This is a genomic window from Delftia sp. (assembly GCF_059499305.1).
This window is the reverse complement of record NZ_JCABYI010000004.1, coordinates 155,925-174,991: the sequence shown is the minus strand read 5'-3', so window position 1 is coordinate 174,991 and position 19,067 is coordinate 155,925. Positions and strand designations below refer to the sequence as shown.

16 protein-coding genes are annotated in these 19,067 nt (G+C 63.7%); 6 read left to right on the top strand and 10 right to left on the bottom strand.

Annotated elements, in window-relative coordinates:
- Positions 1–6 precede the first annotated feature (6 nt).
- Positions 7–2,082 carry a 2Fe-2S iron-sulfur cluster-binding protein gene (locus AC5I49_RS02670; RefSeq protein WP_495788799.1) on the top strand — a complete coding sequence of 692 codons (2,076 nt, stop codon included), beginning with the start codon at positions 7–9 and terminating at the stop codon, positions 2,080–2,082.
- 86 nt (positions 2,083–2,168) lie between these two features.
- Here AC5I49_RS02670 and AC5I49_RS02665 read toward each other — a convergent pair whose 3' ends face one another.
- The gene (locus tag AC5I49_RS02665; protein WP_200903748.1) at positions 2,169–3,200 is read right to left on the bottom strand and encodes a P-loop nucleotide/nucleoside kinase family protein; all 1,032 of its coding nucleotides are present in this window, start codon (positions 3,198–3,200) and stop codon (positions 2,169–2,171) included.
- A 149-nt stretch (positions 3,201–3,349) separates the two neighbouring features.
- On the opposite strand from AC5I49_RS02665, the gene AC5I49_RS02660 reads away from it, so the two are divergent.
- From AC5I49_RS02660 to AC5I49_RS02640, 5 genes are all read left to right on the top strand, one after another.
- Positions 3,350–4,048, top strand: coding sequence for a hypothetical protein (locus tag AC5I49_RS02660; protein ID WP_046238377.1), 699 nt, complete (start codon positions 3,350–3,352; stop codon positions 4,046–4,048).
- A gap of 15 nt (positions 4,049–4,063) precedes the next feature.
- Positions 4,064–4,276 carry a hypothetical protein gene (locus AC5I49_RS02655; protein WP_026062350.1) on the top strand — a complete coding sequence of 71 codons (213 nt, stop codon included), beginning with the start codon at positions 4,064–4,066 and terminating at the stop codon, positions 4,274–4,276.
- Positions 4,277–4,396: 120 nt separating this feature from the next.
- Entirely contained in the window at positions 4,397–4,861 is a 465-nt protein-coding gene (locus tag AC5I49_RS02650; RefSeq protein ID WP_016446760.1) for a GNAT family N-acetyltransferase, read from the top strand.
- 553 nt (positions 4,862–5,414) lie between these two features.
- Complete coding sequence (locus AC5I49_RS02645; RefSeq protein ID WP_495788798.1) at positions 5,415–6,344, top strand: hypothetical protein; 930 nt, start codon at positions 5,415–5,417, stop codon at positions 6,342–6,344.
- 38 nt (positions 6,345–6,382) lie between these two features.
- Positions 6,383–6,853: a hypothetical protein gene (locus tag AC5I49_RS02640; protein ID WP_495788797.1), complete on the top strand. Its 471-nt coding sequence runs from the start codon at positions 6,383–6,385 to the stop codon at positions 6,851–6,853.
- Between the two features lie 69 nt (positions 6,854–6,922).
- Here AC5I49_RS02640 and AC5I49_RS02635 read toward each other — a convergent pair whose 3' ends face one another.
- The 9 genes from AC5I49_RS02635 to AC5I49_RS02595 all read right to left on the bottom strand — a co-directional run bounded on the left by AC5I49_RS02635 (position 6,923) and on the right by AC5I49_RS02595 (position 18,997).
- On the bottom strand, positions 6,923–8,767 hold the full coding sequence (locus AC5I49_RS02635; RefSeq protein ID WP_495788796.1) for an acyl-CoA dehydrogenase: 1,845 nt from the start codon (positions 8,765–8,767) through the stop codon (positions 6,923–6,925).
- Positions 8,768–8,875: 108 nt separating this feature from the next.
- A complete protein-coding gene (locus AC5I49_RS02630; protein ID WP_016446755.1) occupies positions 8,876–10,051 on the bottom strand; it encodes an acetyl-CoA C-acyltransferase in 1,176 nt (391 codons plus the stop codon).
- A 59-nt stretch (positions 10,052–10,110) separates the two neighbouring features.
- A complete protein-coding gene (locus AC5I49_RS02625) occupies positions 10,111–12,222 on the bottom strand; it encodes a 3-hydroxyacyl-CoA dehydrogenase NAD-binding domain-containing protein (protein WP_392407224.1) in 2,112 nt (703 codons plus the stop codon).
- A 150-nt stretch (positions 12,223–12,372) separates the two neighbouring features.
- Positions 12,373–13,068, bottom strand: a complete 696-nt coding sequence (locus AC5I49_RS02620) for an ABC transporter ATP-binding protein (protein WP_016446753.1) — start codon at positions 13,066–13,068, stop codon at positions 12,373–12,375.
- A gap of 10 nt (positions 13,069–13,078) precedes the next feature.
- The gene (locus AC5I49_RS02615) at positions 13,079–13,906 is read right to left on the bottom strand and encodes an ABC transporter ATP-binding protein (RefSeq protein ID WP_013802770.1); all 828 of its coding nucleotides are present in this window, start codon (positions 13,904–13,906) and stop codon (positions 13,079–13,081) included.
- 3 nt (positions 13,907–13,909) lie between these two features.
- The gene (locus tag AC5I49_RS02610; RefSeq protein WP_017405243.1) at positions 13,910–15,274 is read right to left on the bottom strand and encodes a branched-chain amino acid ABC transporter permease; all 1,365 of its coding nucleotides are present in this window, start codon (positions 15,272–15,274) and stop codon (positions 13,910–13,912) included.
- 4 nt (positions 15,275–15,278) lie between these two features.
- Entirely contained in the window at positions 15,279–16,232 is a 954-nt protein-coding gene (locus AC5I49_RS02605) for a branched-chain amino acid ABC transporter permease (RefSeq protein WP_016446751.1), read from the bottom strand.
- 52 nt (positions 16,233–16,284) lie between these two features.
- On the bottom strand, positions 16,285–17,520 hold the full coding sequence (locus AC5I49_RS02600; RefSeq protein WP_043790376.1) for a branched-chain amino acid ABC transporter substrate-binding protein: 1,236 nt from the start codon (positions 17,518–17,520) through the stop codon (positions 16,285–16,287).
- Positions 17,521–17,761: 241 nt separating this feature from the next.
- Entirely contained in the window at positions 17,762–18,997 is a 1,236-nt protein-coding gene (locus AC5I49_RS02595) for a branched-chain amino acid ABC transporter substrate-binding protein (RefSeq protein ID WP_016452910.1), read from the bottom strand.
- Positions 18,998–19,067: the final 70 nt, after the last annotated feature.

The window sequence follows — 19,067 nt, the reverse complement described above, 5'->3', positions numbered from 1 at the left end:
CGCACCATGCACCCGCAACCCCTACAGAAACCCGCCTCGCCCTGGCATGCGGGCGAACTGGCGATCCAGCAAAGCGTTGGCGTCGTGGGCCGCATGGACATGCCGGGCCGCAAGTTTGTGCGCCCCTTCCTGCTGGACCAGCACCGCGAGTTCTACCCGCTGCTGCATTTCGTGGTGCTGGGCAGCGTGGATGCGCAAGGCGATGCCTGGGCCACGGTACGGGCCGGCGAGCCGGGCTTCCTGCACTCTCCCGATCCATCGACCCTGCATGTGGCGGCGGGCCGTGATGCGGCCGACCCGGCCGAGCCGGGCCTGGGCGACGGCCATGCCGTGGGCCTGCTGGGCATGGACCCCATGACGCGCCGGCGCAACCGGCTCAACGGCACCGTGCGGCGCAAGACAGGCGTTGATGGGGCGGACGCCTTCGACATCGGTGTGGTCCAGAGCTTCGGCAACTGCCCGCGCTATATCCAGAACCGCAGCGTCCGGTTTGTCCGGCCTGCCGGGGAGCCTACGCAGGCGCCGGCGGTCGAACTGGCATCGCTGGACCCGCGCGCACAGGCCCTGATTACGCAGGCGGATACGTTCTACGTGGCGTCCTACGTTGATGGGGAGGATGGCCTGCGCCAGGTCGATGTCTCCCACCGTGGCGGCAAGCCGGGCTTTGTGCGGATCAACGCCGATGGAACGCTGACCATCCCCGACTTCTCGGGCAACCTGTTCTTCATGACCCTGGGCAACTTCCTGGTCAATCCCAAGGCGGGCCTGCTGTTCATCGACTCCGAAACCGGGGAAATGCTGCAGATGACGGGCGAGGCCAGCGTCATCCTCGACTCCCCGGAAATCGCCGCTTTCGAGGGCGCCGAGCGCCTGTGGACCTTCAAGCCCCGCCGCATCGTGCGCCGGCCCGACGCCCTGCCGCTGCGCTGGAGCATGGCGGCCGACGGCTGGTCGCCCCACCTGCAGATGACCGGAAGCTGGGCCGATGCCAGCCAGCGCCTGGCCGCCGCCCGGCTGGGGCGGCAGTGGCGGCCGTTCCGGGTGGCGCAGGCCGTGGATGAGAGTTCCACCATCCGCTCGCTCTACCTGGAGCCGGCCGATGGCATGGCCACGGTGGCCCCCCTGGCCGGCCAGCACCTGCCGCTGCGCCTCACACTGGCGGACGGCAGCCACCTGCAGCGCACCTATACGCTGTCGCTGGCGCCTTCGGACGGGCGCTTGCGCATCAGCGTCAAGAGGCAAGGCCGCGCATCCAGCCATCTGCATGGCCTGAAGCCCGGCGATCTGGTCGAGGCCCGCCCGCCCGCTGGCAGCTTCACCGCCGATGCGGCCCTGCGCCGCCCCGCCGTGCTGCTGGCCGCGGGCATAGGCATCACGCCCTTGCTGGCCATGCTGCGCCACATCGTCCACGAAGGCCGGCGCACCCGCAGCCTGCGGCCCACCTGGCTGTTCCAGGCGGCTCGCACGCGCAGCGAACGGGCCTTTGACACGGAGATTGCCGAACTGGTGAAGGCCGGCAATGCCGAAGTGCACTGGGTGCGCACGCTCAGCCAGCCCGGCACGGCAAAGGCCGGCCGCGACTACGACCATGAGGGCCACATCGACATGGCCCTGTTGAAAGCCACCCTGCCCTGGGACGATTACGACTTCTACCTCTGCGGCCCGGACGCCTTCATGCAGGCCACCTATGACGGCTTGCGCGAACGCAATGTGCCCGACGAGCGCATCCACGCAGAAGCCTTCGGTCCCTCGGCCCTGAAGCGCTCCATGGCCGGTGCAGCCCCCGCCGCCGAACTGCCTGCACCCGCCACACGGCCTGTCCGCATCATCTTTGCCGACTCGGCCAAGGAAGCGCGCTGGAAGCCCGGCGACGGCAGCCTGCTCGAAGTGGCCGAGGCCCGGGGGCTGGAGCCCGCCTTCGGTTGCCGAGGGGGGAACTGCGGCGACTGCCGCGTGCGTGTGCTGCAGGGCGGGGTGACCTATGCCTCGCCACCTTCCTTCGCCGTGCCAGCGGGCGAGGCCCTGATCTGCTGCGCCGTGCCTGCGCAGGGGCCGGGGGAGGCTTTGCATCTGGGGTTGTAAGGGGCCTGTCTCTGCGCGCTTTCCACATCAGGACATGCCGACGGCAAAAGGCACATCAGCGATTGCTGCCCAATGCCTCGCTGCATCTAGCTTTCTATCTGGACGAGTATCGATTCATCAAGCTCTATGACTTCAAACAGGCCCTGACCCCGCTCATAGACCTCCCCTGACAGGAACCGAACCACTTTCTGGCCGATGTGCATGCACATCTCCACGACAAAGCCATCTGCATCCCGGCGCATGTCTTTTATCCGCACAAGACCCAAGGGCAACTCAGCCAGCAGTCGGTCACGGTAACCAATGGATGCAGGCACGCCGGGACCCGACTCAGACGCCTCTGGAGTCACAAGGTACAGGCCGTGAAACCCGCTGCCATCGTCGATACGGGAAAGCAATGACCAGACACGTCCGTCCATCAGTTGGATCCAAATCTCGATGAACTGGAGATAGGGCACCTGCGGATGGCTCCAGACTGCTTCGCCAGGTACCCAGTGATGCCTACCTGATTCATCCATATCCCAGCGGCCGCCTACGGCCAACGCCATCTCGCAAGCTCGCCAGCCCACAATCACCTGCTGGTCGAGATCCTGAAAGGACGGGAACTGGCGCGGCCCCATGGGCTGGATGGAGCTCCCGGGGGCCGGCTCGTTGTCGTCGATATGGACTACCGCGAACCCTTCCTGCTCACTCGGCGGCTCGAACATGGCAAACACGCTGCGAATGGCCTGCTCCGGCACTTGGTGATCGGCTCGCCGCTGCGTGTTCCTCCGCAAGGCGGTCTGCAAATCGGCTTTGAGCCAAATACAGACTACGGGCACGCCATGTGATCTGGCAATCTGAATGGCACGCTCACGATGCACCGTCTTCGGAAGGGCGGCATCAAAGAACACCGCATCACCACCCAACGCTGCGGCGTTCTGTTGAATCCAGCTGCTCTTGCCTGCAGCTTGCACCCCCACCACCACATAGAGCTTGGTCGCGGGCGAGCTGACAGACAGTGCTTTGTCCAAGTCCCGGTACGCCAACTCCCATGCGGCAGCACTGCGTTCCGTGGTGAACAGGCGACCTTGTTCTGTTTCCAGATAGTGGTCTGGATTGATGTGCTTTGTAGTGTCCATGGTGAGCTGCAAGATTCTGGATCACTGTAGCTGGGCACTGCGCCGTACCGTCCGCAGACAAACGAACCCGCCATGCAAAACGGCCTTGATCGATACACTCGCTGCAATTCCTGCGCCCTCGTACACGCCGCAAATCCAAAGCCCTGCCCATGCAACTCACCAACTGCCTGCTCCGCCTGTCGCCCTTGGTCCTCACCTGCCACATAGGCCTGGCCTGCGCACAGATCACCACGCCCTCAGCAGGCACCTATGTGCGCAAGGGCGGGGGTGGCGATCTGGTGGTGCGGGCCAATGGCAAGTTCCATATCCAGACCGTCGGTGCCAACGGCCATACCTGTGAGCTGGAAGGCACCATCACCAACGGCCGGGCCAGGATGGCGAATTCGGCCTGCGCCGTGGACTTCACGCCTGCCGGTCAGCGCGTCGGGGTCGACACGGCCACCGTCGAGGCATGCCGGGACTTCTGCGGCATGCGGGCCTGGTTTGGCGGCGATTACCTTCGGCCCACACCCGGCTGCACGGACAAGGCCATTGCCGCATCGCGCAGAAACTTCAAGCGCGCGTACGACGCCAAGGACTACCGCCTGGCGCTGACCACGCTGGCGCCGGTGCTGCAGGACTGCGATGAGGTGCTGACCGGCGTTACCAAGGGCTGGCTGCGCAACGACCTGGCGCTGGCGCAGCTTCGCTCGGGCGATGCAGCCGCCTGCCGCCAGACCCTGGCCCCGCTGGCCGAGGAAGCCGGCAAGACGGATCAGGAACTGCGCGAGGCCTATCCACCCACCGATGCCGATGTGGTGCTGCCCATGCTCAAGGCTGCGCGCACCAATCTGCGCTTGTGCAGTTGAGGCGGTGCCATCGCCATGAAAGATCCCGCATCGCCCAACGCAGGAATCTCCGGGCATTTCCGGCGTGAGGCGAAGTGGATGCTGTGGGTGCTGGTGGTGCTGCCCTTGGCGCTGACAGCATTGGCGGTTTGGCTGGGTCCGCTGGTCCTGAACCATGTGGAGAGAAGCAAGTGCTTGGATGCGGGCATGCAGGCTTCCCAGGAAAAGCGCAAGTGCGAGCAACGATAGAGAGAAGGAGCTGCCGCTCAAAGCCTGATCGAACCAAATCCCTGAAATACTGGCCTACTCTTGGCCCCTTTTTTGTTTGCACGACAGGGCCCTTCATCAGGGCCATGCACACGCCTTTACATGACCGATATCCGCCCCGCCCACTTTCCCGAAGACCTCGACGCCGTGGTCCGCATCTTCCGGGAATACGTGGCCAGCCCCACCGTGAGCCTGGACTTCCAGGACTTCGAGACCGAGTTCGCCGCCCTGCCCGGCAAGTACGCCGCACCCGAAGGCTGCGTGCTGCTGGCCTGGAAAGACGGCCAGCCCGTGGGCTGCGCCGCCCTGCGCCAGGTGGATGCGCAGACAGGCGAAATGAAGCGTGTCTACGTGCGCCCCACGGTACGCGGCGAGAACCTGGGGCGCCGCCTGGTGGAAGGCATCCTGGACGCCGCACGGCATGCGGGCTACACCCGCATCTGCCTGGACGTGCTGCCCGAGTTCCAGGCTGCGCAGCGGCTGTATGAGTCCCTGGGTTTTGTGGATGCGGAACCGGTGAGCTTCAATCCCGTGCCGGGCACGCGTTATCTCGGACTGGATCTTTGAGGCATGCGCCCTCCGGCAGGCGGCCTTCAGCGCCTGCAAGGCTTCCGATGCGCTGACACCCGGTCCCTGAGTCCTCGTCTGCAAGCATTCGGCACGATAAGACCTTAGCCCATACCCCGGTCCAACAGCCTGCCCGCAAGCGCAGCGGCGGTACGGACCACCTCTCCCGCATCCTTCACCGCAAATGCCCGTGGCCGAGCCGGGCAGCCTGCGCTTGTGCCCCGTGAATACCGCCCATGGCGAATGGCGCTGCCTGGGACCAAACGCTCATTGGCAGCATCTCTATTCACCTGGCATTTCAAACCTGATTTTAGGAATTGTCCTAAGGAAAATTCTGAAAATGATCTGCGGGCGACTTCTTTGATTGACCTCGTGCAGGCCATGAAATCAAATGAGGACTCTTGGCACAGCAAACATCAGAAACCCGCTTGGACACTGACAGCGGATTATTCGCCTGCTTGCAACCACTCATTTCTGTCAAATTTCCTTTATTGATCAAGGCGCATTGGGTGGAATCATCGATTCCGCTTCCGATCCAGCGTCTCCATACACCATGCCAGCCTCCATTGCCGCCACCTTCTATCAGATTGGCTATGCCGACATGCTTGCTCGCCAAATGGAGCAAAAACAGATAGATGCCATTGTGCTCACGCCACAGGAATACGCGGACATACTGAGCGACAAGGCGCGCAACAATCCTCGCCTGGCGGCCACGCTGCATGCCATGCTGGCCCACAGTGCGCTTGGGCGATACTGGACACACACCGCCAGCCCGAATGCCGGCAAACCCTGGGTCGCTCCCGCCTCCCTGATGGTCAGCGACGCGTACCTGATCACCAAAACGCTGATTGCATTGGGCCTGGCCGGTGCCCGCTCCTATATCAAGACAACCGCCACAGGCACCTATATCATCATCACAGGCTATGCGGGACTTCGCCGCCAGCTGCTGCAAGGCACGCGATTCCTTGCCGCCAATCCACGCATGGTCCAGATGGGCCTGGGCATTCGCGGTCTGCAGAATGTGGCCAAGGGCGGGTTCCTTCTGAGCCTGGTGGTGGGCACCGGGATAGAGACACTGGACTTCATCTTCAATGACGAGAAGACCATGCATGATCTTGTGGGAGGGATTGGGGTGGAGGCGGTCAAGGCGGGATTGGCGACGATGGTGGGCCTTGGCTTGGGAATAAAGCTTGCAACGGCAACGTCCCTTGCAATTCTTCCTTTGGCTGCTGTGGCAGTGGCCGTACTTGTCACAGGAATCATCTTGAATCAAATAGACGATGATTTAAAAATCAAACAACATGTGATCAACATGCTACGCATTTCCACAAGCAGCATGCCTCAAGGAATATATCGAATAAATATCGACAAACTCAATCTGGAAAATCATAAAACAAATCATCAGATAGAGTATAAACTTAACGAGTGTTCCACAGAAATTTTCAAAAATGAATTTATGTGCCGCACAAATCGCAAAAACTAATCAATAAAATGTTGGACGCAAAAAAAATAAGGAAAACCTTGATTTGGGGCATCCCTTTAGATGTTTTCGTTTTTATTCTTTGCATTTGGTACATTAAGCATGCAATATTTAATGACATTAAGGATCTCGTTGAATTATCAGCATCAATAAGAATAACACCCGGAGCACCAGTCGTAGCATATTTTCCCGTAATATTGGCAGTTGGTCTAATTTCTTCATTATCCAAGGCAATACCATGCAAAACATCAATTTTAAAGGTAACCGAACGCAGCTTTAACGCAGCCATGCTGGCAGGATTAATAATCATGGCTTCTTGCCTTGCCCTCATAACTCCCTTGCAATACTATGCAATGCCCAAACTTGGCTATACACGCTGCAATATCCTGGAAGGGCACCCCACCATATATTTCACGGACTGGGTCAAAAACCCCGAATGGTGCGTTCGCGGAAAAACCAGGGAATGGGTCAAGGAGCAGGCCAGGCTCTCCGGCAACCTTGAAAATCCCTGAAATAAAAAAGCGCAGACCACATGGTCCGCGCTTTTTTTGCATCCTCCGGCAGCCGTGCTGCCAACTCCCTCAGAACGCCTCTTCACTCATCTGCGCGCAAGTCATGTCGCGCTCACGCACGACTTTGAGCCAGGCGCCGATCTTCGGCAGCTCGTAGCCGAAGAAGTAGCGCATGGCGGCCATGCGGCCAGCGTTGGCGGGTTCGGCCAGGGTGGCGTCCTTGGCGAGTACGGCCAGGGACACGTCCAGCCAGGTCCAGGCCAGCACCGTGTGGCCAAAGGCCTGCATGTAGGGCACGGCATTGGCCAGGGCCTGCTGAGGATCGTCGGTGGCCCATGCGGCCTTGGTGGTGGCGCCGACTTCCTGCAGCGCCTTGGCCAGTTCATTGGCATGGCCGGCCAGTTCGGGCCGGGCCATGGCGCGCTGGATGGTGTCGTTGATGCGCGTGGCCAGCAGCTGCAGGCCCTTGCCGCCTTCCATGAGCACCTTGCGGCCCAGCAGGTCCATGGCCTGGATGCCGTGCGTGCCTTCGTGGATCATGTTCAGGCGGTTGTCGCGCCAGTATTGCTCCACGGGGAAGTCGCGCGTATAGCCGTAGCCGCCGTGGATCTGGATGGCCAGGGAGTTGGCCTCCAGGCAGAACTCGCTGGGCCAGCTCTTGGAGATGGGGGTCAGCACTTCCAGCAGCAGCCGGGCCTCGGCCACGGATTCGGGCGTGCCGGTGTGCTGCTCATCGACCAGGCGCGCGCAGAACAGGTTCAGCGCCAGCGCGCCTTCGCAATAGGACTTCTGCGCCAGCAGCATGCGCTTGACGTCGGCGTGCTCGATGATGCGCGACTGGGGCCGCGTGGCATCCTTGCCGGCTGCACCCGGCGCCCCCTTGATCGGCCGGCCCTGCGGGCGGTTCTGCGCGTAGTCCAGGCTGGCGTGGTAGCCCGCCATGCCCAGCATGGTGGCGGCCATGCCGATGGAGATGCGGGCCTCGTTCATCATGTGGAACATGCATTTGAGGCCCTCGCCGGGCTTGCCGACCAGGTAGCCCACGGCCCCGGCGCCGCCGCGCACGGGAAAGCGCCCTTCCCCGAAGTTCAGCAGCGTGTTGGTGGTGCCGCGCCAGCCCAGCTTGTGGTTGAGGCCGGCCAGGGCCACGTCGTTGCGCTCGCCGGTCAGCTGGCCTTCGGTGTCCACGAGCTTCTTGGGCACGATGAACAGCGAGATGCCCTTGACGCCGGGCACGGGCTTGCCGTCCGGCCCCGGGATCTTGGCCAGCACGAGGTGAACGATGTTCTCGGTCAGCTCATGATCGCCCGCGCTGATCCACATCTTGTTGCCCTTGAGGCGGTAGCGCGGGCCCAGCGCATCGCTCTCGAAGTCGGCGCCATCGGGCTCGGCGCGGGTGGCGATATCGCTCAGCGAGGAACCGGCCTGGGGCTCGGACAGGCACATGGTGCCGGCCCAGCGGCCGTTGAATTCGTTGGCGGCGAAGACCTGTTTTTGCATGTCCGTGCCGTGGGCCATGATGGCGTTGGCATTGCCCGAGGTCAGCATGTTGGAGCCGATGCTGATGGAGGCCGCCGCGAAGAAGCTGTTGGCGGCCGCCTCCACGGTATAGGGCAGCTGCATGCCGCCGATGTCGTAGTCCTGGGAGGCGCTGAGCATGCCCGAGTCGGCATAGGCCTGGCGCGCATCGTGGGTGCACCGGGGCAGGATGACTTTCTCGCCGTCGAACTGCGGCTCCTGCGTGTCCACGGTGCGGTTGAAGGGGGCGTATTTCTCGCGGGCGATGCGCTCGCAGGTGTCGAGCACGGCATCGAAGGTGTCGCGCGAATGGTCGGTAAAGCGCTCGCGCTCGCCCAGCGCATCGGCGCGCAGCCATTCATAGAGCAGGAAATCGATGGTGGAACGCAGGCGCATGGTGGGGTCCGGAATCAAAAAAGAAGCCGCAGGCGCCGCCAGAGGGAGCGCGTGCGGCCAACAGGAGTAACGGGAACAGGCGGTGGCGGCCGCAGCCGCCACCTGTACTTACAGCACTTCGAACACGCCGGCGGCACCCATGCCGCCGCCGATGCACATGGTCACGCAGACACGCTTGGCACCGCGGCGCTTGCCTTCGATCAGGGCATGGCCGGTCAGGCGCTGGCCCGAGACGCCATAGGGATGGCCCAGGGCAATGGCGCCGCCGTTGACATTGAGGCGATCGTTGGGGATGCCCAGCTTGTCCCGGCAGTACAGCACCTGCACGGCAAAGGCTTCATTGAGCTCCCACAGGTCGATGTCCTGCACCGTCAGGCCCAGCTTCTTGAGCACCTTGGGCACCGCGAAGACGGGGCCGATGCCCATTTCGTCGGGCTCGCAGCCGGCCACGGCAAAGCCCAGGAAGCGGCCGATGGGCTTGAGGTTGTTGCGCGATGCATAGTCCTCGCTCACCACCACGCAGGCGCCTGCGCCGTCGGAGAACTGGCTGGCATTGCCGGCCGAGATCACACCGCCGGGCAGCGCGGGGCGGATGCCCGAGATGCCTTCCTTGGTCGTGCCCTCGCGCACGCCCTCGTCCTTGCTGCAGGTCACTTCCTTGGTGATCAGGCCGCGCACCTTGTCGGCCACGCCCATGGTCACGGTGATGGGGGCGATCTCGGCATCCAGCAGGCCGGCCGCCTGGGCCGCGCAGGCCTTTTGCTGGCTGGCGGCGCCGTACTCGTCCATGGCGTCACGGCCGATGCCGTAGCGCTTGGCGACCTGTTCGGCGGTCTGCAGCATGCTCCAGTAGATCTCGGGCTTTTGCTTGGCCAGGGCCAGGTCCTGGATCATGTGCAGGTTCATTTCCTGCTGCACGCAGGAGATGGATTCCACGCCGCCGGCCACGTAAACATCGCCCTCGCCCGCGATGATGCGCTGCGATGCGGTGGCAATGGTCTGCAGGCCCGAGGAGCAGAAGCGGTTGATGGTCATGCCCGACGCGGTGATGGGCAGGCCGGCCTTGAGCGCGATCTGGCGCGCGATGTTCATGCCGGTGGCGCCTTCGGGGTTGGCGCAGCCCATGATCACGTCATCGACGGCGGCGGGGTCAACGCCTGCGCGCTGCACGGCGTGCTGCACGGCATGGCCGCCCAGCGTGGCGCCATGGGTCATGTTGAAGGCACCCTTCCAGCTCTTGGCCAGGGGGGTGCGGGCGGTGGAAACGATCACGGCGGATGTCATGGATATTCCTTGTATGGCGGGTTTGCGGTGGTTCGCAAAAAGTTCGTGCGCCGCACGTCTCAGCTGAATTGCTTGCCTTCGGCCGCCAGCTTCGCCAGCAGCGGGGCCGGCTGCCAGAAATCGGCGTCGTCGTTGGGGTTCCTGGCGAAGCGGTTCATGGCCTGGACCACGTTGAACAGCCCGACCTCGCCCGCGTAGTGCATGGGGCCGCCGCGCCAGATGGGAAAGCCGTAGCCGGTCAGGTAGACCATGTCGATATCGCCCGACTTGCCGGCGATGCCGTCTTCCAGGATGTGGGCGCCTTCGTTGACCAGGGCGAAGACCAGGCGCTGGACGATTTCCTCATCGGAGATCTTGCGCGGGGTGATGCCCAGCTCCTTGCGATGCGACTCGATCATCTGGTTGACCAGCTCGGACGGGATGGCGTCGCGCTTGCCCGCCTGGTAGTCGTACCAGCCCGCACCGGTCTTCTGGCCGAAGCGGCCCAGCTCGCACAGCTTGTCGGCCGTGCGGCTGTACTTCATGTCGGCGCGCTCGACAGCGCGGCGCTTGCGGATGGCCCAGCCGATGTCGTTGCCGGCCAGATCGCCCATGCGGAACGGGCCCATGGCGAAGCCGAACTTCTCGATGGCCTTGTCCACCTGGGCGGGCGTGGCGCCTTCGTCCAGCAGGAAGCCGGCCTGGCGCGAGTACTGCTCGATCATGCGGTTGCCGATGAAGCCGTCGCACACGCCCGAGACCACGGCGGTCTTCTTGATCTTCTTGGCCAGCTTCATCACGGTGGCCAGCACGTCCTTGGCGGTGTGCTTGCCGCGCACCACTTCCAGCAGCTTCATCACGTTGGCGGGGCTGAAGAAGTGCATGCCCACCACGTCCTGCGGGCGCTTGGTGAAGGCGGCGATCTTGTCCACGTCCAGCGTGGAGGTGTTGGAGGCCAGGATGGCACCAGGCTTGGCCACCTCGTCCAGTTGCTTGAACACGGTTTCCTTGACGCCCAGTTCCTCGAACACCGCCTCGATGATGAGGTCAGCGTTCTTGAGCGCGTCATACGACAGCGTGGTGCTCAGCAGGGCCATGCGCTGGTCGTACTTTTCCTGGGTGAGCTTGCCCTTCTTGACCTGGGCTTCGTAGTTCTTGCGGATGGTGGCCACGCCACGGTCCAGCGCTTCCTGCTTGGTCTCCAGGATGGTCACGGGGATGCCCGCGTTCAGGAAGTTCATGGAGATGCCGCCGCCCATGGTGCCGGCACCGATGACGCCCACGGTCTTGATCTCGCGCACTGGCGTGTCCGAGGGCACGTCGGCGATCTTGGAGGCCGCGCGCTCGGCCATGAACAGGTGGCGCAGTGCGCGCGACTCGGGCGACCACATCAGTTGCATGAAGGCTTCGCGCTCCAGGGCCATGCCTTCGTCGAACTTCTTGCGCGCGGCGTTCTCCACCGTGTCCACGCAGCGGGCCGGGGCCGGGTAGTTCTTGGCCATGCCCTTGACCATGTTGCGTGCGAACTGGAAGTAGGCGTCGCCCTGAGGATGCTTGCAAGGCAGGTCGCGCACGCGCGGCAGCGGACCACCCGCCGCGTGCTTGTCGGCCACTTCCAGCGCAAAGGCCTTGGCCTCGTCCAGCAGGGACTCGGGCGAGGCGGCCATCTTGTCGAACAGCTTCTGGCCGGGGATGGAGGCCAGCAGCTCGCTCTTGACCGGCTCGCCGCTGACGATCATGTTCAGCGCGGTCTCCACGCCCAGCACGCGCGGCAGGCGCTGCGTGCCGCCTGCACCGGGCAACAGGCCCAGCTTGACTTCAGGCAGGGCCACCAGGGTGCCGGGAGCGGCCACGCGGTAGTTGCAGCCCAGCGCCAGCTCCAGCCCGCCGCCCATGCAGACGGTATGGATGGCGGCCACCACGGGCTTGCTGCCCTGGTCCAGGGAGTTGATCAGCGAGACCAGGTGCGGCTCGCGATACGCCTCTTCCTTGCCGAACTCGTTGATATCGGCACCGCCCGAAAAAGCCTTGCCGGCACCCGTGATGACGATGGCCTTGACGGCCGGGTCGGAATAGGCCTTGTCCAGCCCCTCGACGATGCCCCGCCGCGTGGATAGTCCCAGGCCGTTGACCGGCGGATTGTTCAAGGTGATGACGGCGATGGCACCGTCCACTTTGTATTCAGCAGTCATGCTGTTGTCCCCTATGCGATAGAAAAAGAACGATCGTGCGATTTTGATTGTAAAAAAAACGCGGGCCGGCGCCACTGCGGTTTGTCCCAAGCGGGACAAGCGCCGTGGCCCGGGCCGCCTGCCGGGCAGCAGGCCCAGCCTTGTACGGCATCAGACCTCCAGCCACTCCTTGCGCACCTTCTGATCGGCGCGCAGCCCGTCGGGCGTGCCGTCGAAGACGATGCGCCCATGACCCATGACCAGGGCCCGGTCCGAGATGCTCATGGCAATGGTGAGCTTTTGCTCGATCAGCAGCACGGACACGCCGCGCTGCTTGATCTTTTGCAGGTACTCGCCCACCAGCTCGACGATCTTGGGAGCCAGGCCCTCGGTGGGCTCGTCGATGATGATCAGGTCCGGGTCGCCCATCAGCGTGCGGCACAAGGTCAGCATCTGCTGCTCGCCGCCCGACATCACGCCGGCCTCGGTGTGCTGGCGCTCCTTCAGGCGCGGGAACATGGCGTACATGTCGTCGAAGCCCCAGCGGCTGTCCCGGCCCTTGCCCTTCTGTCCCAGCAGCAGGTTCTGGTGCACGGTGAGATTAGGGAACACGTCGCGGCTCTCGGGCACGTAGCCCAGGCCCAGGTGAGCGATCTCGTAGGCCTTTCTGCCAGTCAGGCTCTGGCCCTTCCACTCCAGCGCGCCCTCCCAGTGCACCAGTCCCATGATGGCCTTGGCCGTGGTGGAGCGGCCCGAGCCATTGCGCCCCAGCAGCGCGACGATCTCGCCGGGCTGTACGGAAAATTCCACGCCATGCAGCACATGGCTTTTGCCGTAGTAGGCATGCAGGTTGTTGATGTTCAGCATCCGCGCTCCCTCAATGTGCACCAGCTTGTTGATCCGCCACGGACGAGCCCAGATATGCCTCCTGCACGCGTGGATTGGCACGCACGGCCTCGGGCGTGTCGTAGGCGATGACTTCGCCGTAGACCACGACGGCGATCTTGTCGGCCAGGCCGAAGACCACGCCCATGTCGTGCTCCACGGTCAGCAGCGTCTTGCCTTCGGTGACCTTCTTGATCAGCTGGATGAAGTGGGCCGTTTCGCTGTTGCTCATGCCGGCCGTGGGTTCGTCCAGCAGGATGACGCCGGCGCCGCCGCCGATGGTGATGCCGATCTCCAGCGCGCGCTGTTCGGCATAGGTGAGGTTCACCGCCAGCGTATCGCGCTTTCTGTGCAGGCCGATCATCTCCATCAGCTCATCGGCGCGGGCGTTGGCATCGCGCAGCTTGGACAGGAAGCGCCAGCAGCTGTAGCGGTAGCCCAGGCTCCACAGCACGCTGCAGCGCAGGTTCTCGAACACGCTGAGCTTGGGAAAGATGTTGGTGATCTGGAAACTGCGCGACAGCCCCATGCGGTTGATTTCATAGGGCTTCTTGCCGTCGATGCGCTGGCCGTTGAGCAGCACCTGGCCGCTGGTGGGCTCGAAGCGGCCGCTGATCAGGTTGAACAGCGTGCTCTTGCCCGCGCCGTTGGGGCCGATGATGGCCACGCGCTCGCCGGGCTTCACGGCCAGTTGGGCGCCGCGGATGATCTCGGCCTTGCCGAAGCGCTTGTACAGGTCGCGCAGCTCCAGCGCGTAGGTGGCCTCGCCGGTCGCGGCAGCGGCGGCAGTGCCTGGTCGTTCGATTGCAATGCTGGACATGGTTCAGCCCTCCCCGCGCTTGATGGCTTCTTCGATCTCTTCCTGGATACGCTCCCAGCGCCGCAGGCACCAGCGCCGGGCCACTTCCAGCAGGCCCAGGCCCACGACGAAGACGGCAACGGCCACGGTCCAGGTGGAGGCCGAGCTGGTATCGAGCTGCACGCCCATGAACGAGACCTGGGAACCCAGGGCCGCGTTGAGCTGCAGGTGGTAGATCATCTCGACGATGGCGGCGCCGCCCACGATCATGACCAGGGCGCTGGCGGCGATGGCCAGGTAGGGCTGGGCCAGCCGGCGCCACTTGCCGAAGCGCGCCACGCGCAGGTTCATCATGATCAGGCTGGCAACGCCACCGGGCGCATACATCACCATCAGCAGGAACACCAGACCCAGGTACAGCAGCCAGGCCTTGGTCAGCTCCGACAGCAGCACCGAGGCCAGCACCAGCAGCACGGCGCCGATGATGGGTCCGAAGAAGAAGGTGGCGCCGCCCAGGAAGGTGAACAGCAGGTACGAGCCCGAGCGCATGACGCTCACGCTGTCCATGGCCGTGATGATCTCGAAGTTGATGGCCGCAAGCCCCCCGCCCACGCCCGCGAAGAAGCCCGCGATGATGAAGGCGAAGTAGCGCACGCGCTGCGTGTTGTAGCCCACGAACTCCACGCGCTCGGGGTTGTCGCGCACGGCGTTGAGCATGCGCCCCAGCGGCGTGCCCGTGAAGGCGAACATGGCGGCCGTGCAGACGAAGCAGTAGGCGGCGATCAGGTAGTACACCTCCATGCCCGAGCCGAAGGTCAGCCCGAAGAAGGGCTTGCCGTAGACGCGGTCGGTGGTGATGCCGCCCTCGCCCCCGAAGAACTCGGGGAACATCAGCGCCATGGACGCCACCAGCTCGCCGATGCCCATGGTGATCATGGCGAAGGTGGTGCCCGACTTCTTGGTGGTCACATAGCCCAGCAGGGCCGCGAAGAACATGCCGCCCAGGCCGCCGATGACGGGAATCAGCACCAGCGGAATGCCCCAGTCGCCGGAGCTGGCCCGGTTCATCGCATGGATGGCGATGAACGAGCCCAGCCCCGTGTAGACCGCATGGCCGAAGCTCAGCATGCCGCCCTGCCCCAGCAGGATGTTGTAGGACAGGCAGATGATGATGAGATAGCCGATCTGGCTGAGCATGGTCAGCGCCAGGCTGCTGGTGAACACCAGCGGCGCGACGATCAGCGCCAGGGCGAAGGCGCCCCAGATCAGGATGCGGCCGATGTTGAGCGGCTGGAAGCTGTAGTGGCGCCCCGCGCCCGCAGCCCCTGAAGCGCCCGAAGCGCCTTTTGCGGCAGTGGATGTCATGGTCGTTTTGGTGATCGAGGACATGGTGTCAATCTCCCCGCGTGCCCAGGAGGCCCTTGGGCCGGAAGATGAGGATCAGCACCAGGAACAGGTAGGGCAGGATGGGCGCGACCTGGGAAATGGTGAGCTTGAGCAGCGGCCAGCCGAAGGTCTGTTCGCCGACCGGGCTGCCCAGCGAGGCCAGCAGGCTGGCCAGCGACCAGTCGATGGCCACGGCAAAGGTCTGCACGACGCCGATCAGCAGCGAGGCCACGAAGGCCCCCGCCAGCGAGCCCATGCCGCCGACCACCACCACCACGAAGATGATGGAGCCGACCGACATGGCCATGGCCGGCTCGGTCACATAGGTGTTGCCGCCGATGACGCCGGCCAGCCCCGCCAGCGCGCAGCCGCCGCCGAACACCATCATGAACACGCGCGGCACGTTGTGGCCCAGCGCCTCCACCATCTCGGGGTTCTTGAGCGCGGCCTGGATGACCAGGCCGATGCGCGTGCGCGTCAGCAGCAGCCAGACGGCCACCAGCATCAGCATTGCCACCAGCATCACGAAGGAGCGCGAGCGCGGGAACTGCGTGCCGTACAGCGTGAACAGCGGGCCCTGCAGCGCGGGCGGCAGGCCGTAGGGCACGGTGCCCCGGCCCCAGACCAGCTGCACCACCTCGAGGATGAGGTAGGACAGGCCGAAGGTCACGAGCAGTTCTGGCACATGGCCGTACTTGTGCACGCGGCGCAGGCTGTAGCGCTCGAACATGGCGCCCAGCGCGCCCACCAGCAGGGGCGCGACGAACAGCGCGCCCCAGAAGCCGATGATGCCGCTGAGCGTGTATCCGAAGTACGCGCCCAGCATGTAGAAGCTGGTGTGGGCGAAGTTGAGCACGCCCATCATGCTGAAGATCAGCGTCAGCCCCGAGCTGAGCATGAACAGCAGCAGTCCATAGCTCACGCCGTTGAGCAGCGATATGGTGAAGAACTCAAGCGTCATCGAAAGGCCTTGGTTTCGGTGCGTTGGGGACAGGAAGCGGTGCGTGCCGGTCTCAGGACGGGCGCTTCATCTGGCAGGACGTGGGCGTGCTGGCCACGTAGGGCTCGTAGTACTTCACCGGGGCGAAGGTGTAGCCCGTGTTCTCGGCGTCATAGGGGTTCTTGCCGCCGGCCTTTTCCCAGCGCGTGATGTACAGGCCCTGCTGCAGCTGGTGGTCGGTCTTGCGCATCTCCACTTCGCCGTTGAAGCTCTTGAGCTTCATGCCCTCCAGCGCGGCTGCCACCTTGACGGGGTCGGTGCCGCCGGTCTTGGCAAAGGCCGCATCCAGCAGCGCGAACACGTGGTAGATCGAGCTTTGCGTGAGGTCGTCGTTCATCTTCTTCTTGAACTCGGCCATCAGCGGCTGGATGGCCCCCCCCATGTTGTAGTGGCCGTAGCCCACGGTGTAGACCTTGCCGTCGGACGCCGCGCCCATGGCCGTGGGCGAGCCCGAGCCGAAGGCGTAGTAGGTGTAGAACTTGACGTTGTTCAGGCCCGCGTCATTGGCCGCCTTGAGCAGCAGCGACAGGTCAGAGCCCCAGTTGCCCGTGATCACCGTGTCGGCGCCCGATTGCTTGATCTTGGCGATGTAGGGTGCGAAGTCGCGCACCTGGGCCAGCGGCGCGAAGTCATCGCCCACCACCTGCACGTCGGGCCGCTTGGCCTTGAGCATTTCCTTGGCGTACTTGGAGACCTGCTGGCCGTGCGAGTAGTTCTGGTTGATCAGGTAGACCTTCTTGACCTCGGGCACGTCCTTCATATAGGTCGTCAGCGCTTCCATCTTCATGGAGGTGTCCGCATCCAGGCGGAAGTGCCAGTAGCTGCACTTGCTGTTGGTCAGGTCCGGGTCCACGGCCGCGTAGTTGAGGTAGACGACTTCCTTGCCCTTGTTGCGCGCGTTGTGCTTTTCCAGCGCATCCATGATGGCCAGGGCCGGGCCCGAGCCGTTGCCCTGCACCACGTAGCGTGCGCCCTGGTCCATGGCCGAGCGCAGCACGGCCGTGGTCTCCTGCGGGCTGAGCTTGTTGTCCAGCGGGATGATCTCGAACTTCACGCCCGAGGCATTTTTCTTGTTGAACTCCTCGGCCATCAGCTGGAAGGTCTTGAGCTGGTTCGTGCCCACGGCGGCCATCAGGCCCGACAGCGGGTCGATCCAGCCGATCTTCACCGTCTCGCCTTTTTGCGCCCAGGCGCCCGAGGCACAGGCCAGCATGGCCGAGGCGGCCACCGAATGCACGATCCACTTCATTTTTCTGTCTCCTTTTTCCGGTTGATTCGGATATCTGTATTGGCGCCAGACTAACGCCTGAATGACAATTTCCCTTCGGGGAATGCCTTAGAAACTATCGCGCATGCGACTTCGCCGCAGTCCGGGACACATTGGCGACAGATCGCCATCGATCAGCCCATGAACCCGTGTTTTGACCGATTTCAGGCAAAAGAAAGGGGCGCCTCGCGCCCCTTGCGAAGTCAGCCTGCCTGCCAGGGCGTCATGAAGGACGCTTCATCTGGCATGAGGTGGGGGTACTGGCCACATAGGGCTCGTAATATTTCACGGGCACAAAGGTGTAGCCGGTGTTCTCCGAGTCCATCGGGTACTTGCCGCCGGCCTTTTCCCAGCGCGAGATGAACAGGCCCTGCTGCAGCTGGTGGTCGGTCTTGCGCATCTCCACTTCGCCGTTGAGGCTGTTGAACTTCATGCCCTCCATGGTGGCCGCCACCTTGGCCGGGTCCGTGGTCTTGGCGCGCAGGAAGGCCTGGTCCAGCATGGTCAGGCCCGAGTACAGCGAGCCGGTGTACATGTCGTCGTTGAACTTGGCCTTGTAGCCCTTGGTGATGCGGTCCAGCGGGCCGGGCAGGTTCAGGTGGCCGTAGCCCACCATGTAGACCTTGTCGGCGGCGGCCGCGCCCATGGCCGTGGGCGCGCCCGTGGCAATGGCGTAGTAGGTGTAGAACTTGACGTTGTTCAGGCCCGCGTCGCTGGCGGCCTTGATCAGCAGCGCCAGGTCCGAGCCCCAGTTGCCCGTGATCACCGAGTCGGCGCCCGATTGCTTGATCTTGGCGATGTAGGGGGCGAAGTCGCGCACCTGGGCCAGCGGCGAGAAGTCGTCGCCCACGATCTCCACATCGGGGCGCTTGCGCTTGAGCATCTCCTTGGCGTATTTGGAGACCTGCTGGCCATGCGAGTAGTTCTGGTTGATCAGGTAGACCTTCTTGACCTCGGGCACGTCCTTCATATAGGTCGTCAGCGCTTCCATCTTCATGGAGGTGTCCGCATCCAGGCGGAAGTGCCAGTAGCTGCACTTGCTGTTGGTCAGGTCCGGGTCCACCGCCGCATAGTTCAGGTAGACGACTTCCTTGCCCTTGTTGCGCGCGTTGTGCTTTTCCAGTGCGTCCATGATGGCCAGGGCCGGGCCCGAGCCATTGCCCTGGAAGACGTAGCGCACGCCCTGGTCCATGGCCGAGCGCAGGGCCGCCGTGGTTTCCTGCGGGCTGAGCTTGTTGTCGATGCCGATGATCTCGAACTTCACACCCGAGGCCGTGCCCTTGTTGAGCTCCTCGGCGATGTACTGCAGGCTCTTGAGCTGGTTGGAGCCCAGCGCGGCCATGAGGCCGGACAGCGGGTCGATCCACGCCACCTTCACCGTCTCGCCCTTCTGGGCCATGGCGCCCGTGGCGCAAGCCAGGGCCAGGGATGCCGTCAATGCCTTGATCGCAAACTTCATGAAGCGTCTCCTCTTGTGGTGGTTTCTGGGCGAGGCTCAGGGTAATGGTCCCCTTGCCCCGCACCGATCG

Coding starts and splice junctions, on each gene's coding strand:
- AC5I49_RS02670 (WP_495788799.1), top strand. CDS start 7: ATGCACCCGCAACCCCTACAGAAACCCGCCTCGCCCTGGCATGCGGGC.
- AC5I49_RS02665 (WP_200903748.1), bottom strand. CDS start 3,200: ATGGACACTACAAAGCACATCAATCCAGACCACTATCTGGAAACAGAA.
- AC5I49_RS02660 (WP_046238377.1), top strand. CDS start 3,350: ATGCAACTCACCAACTGCCTGCTCCGCCTGTCGCCCTTGGTCCTCACC.
- AC5I49_RS02655 (WP_026062350.1), top strand. CDS start 4,064: ATGAAAGATCCCGCATCGCCCAACGCAGGAATCTCCGGGCATTTCCGG.
- AC5I49_RS02650 (WP_016446760.1), top strand. CDS start 4,397: ATGACCGATATCCGCCCCGCCCACTTTCCCGAAGACCTCGACGCCGTG.
- AC5I49_RS02645 (WP_495788798.1), top strand. CDS start 5,415: ATGCCAGCCTCCATTGCCGCCACCTTCTATCAGATTGGCTATGCCGAC.
- AC5I49_RS02635 (WP_495788796.1), bottom strand. CDS start 8,767: ATGCGCCTGCGTTCCACCATCGATTTCCTGCTCTATGAATGGCTGCGC.
- AC5I49_RS02630 (WP_016446755.1), bottom strand. CDS start 10,051: ATGACATCCGCCGTGATCGTTTCCACCGCCCGCACCCCCCTGGCCAAG.
- AC5I49_RS02625 (WP_392407224.1), bottom strand. CDS start 12,222: ATGACTGCTGAATACAAAGTGGACGGTGCCATCGCCGTCATCACCTTG.
- AC5I49_RS02620 (WP_016446753.1), bottom strand. CDS start 13,068: ATGCTGAACATCAACAACCTGCATGCCTACTACGGCAAAAGCCATGTG.
- AC5I49_RS02615 (WP_013802770.1), bottom strand. CDS start 13,906: ATGTCCAGCATTGCAATCGAACGACCAGGCACTGCCGCCGCTGCCGCG.
- AC5I49_RS02610 (WP_017405243.1), bottom strand. CDS start 15,274: ATGTCCTCGATCACCAAAACGACCATGACATCCACTGCCGCAAAAGGC.
- AC5I49_RS02605 (WP_016446751.1), bottom strand. CDS start 16,232: ATGACGCTTGAGTTCTTCACCATATCGCTGCTCAACGGCGTGAGCTAT.
- AC5I49_RS02600 (WP_043790376.1), bottom strand. CDS start 17,520: ATGAAGTGGATCGTGCATTCGGTGGCCGCCTCGGCCATGCTGGCCTGT.
- AC5I49_RS02595 (WP_016452910.1), bottom strand. CDS start 18,997: ATGAAGTTTGCGATCAAGGCATTGACGGCATCCCTGGCCCTGGCTTGC.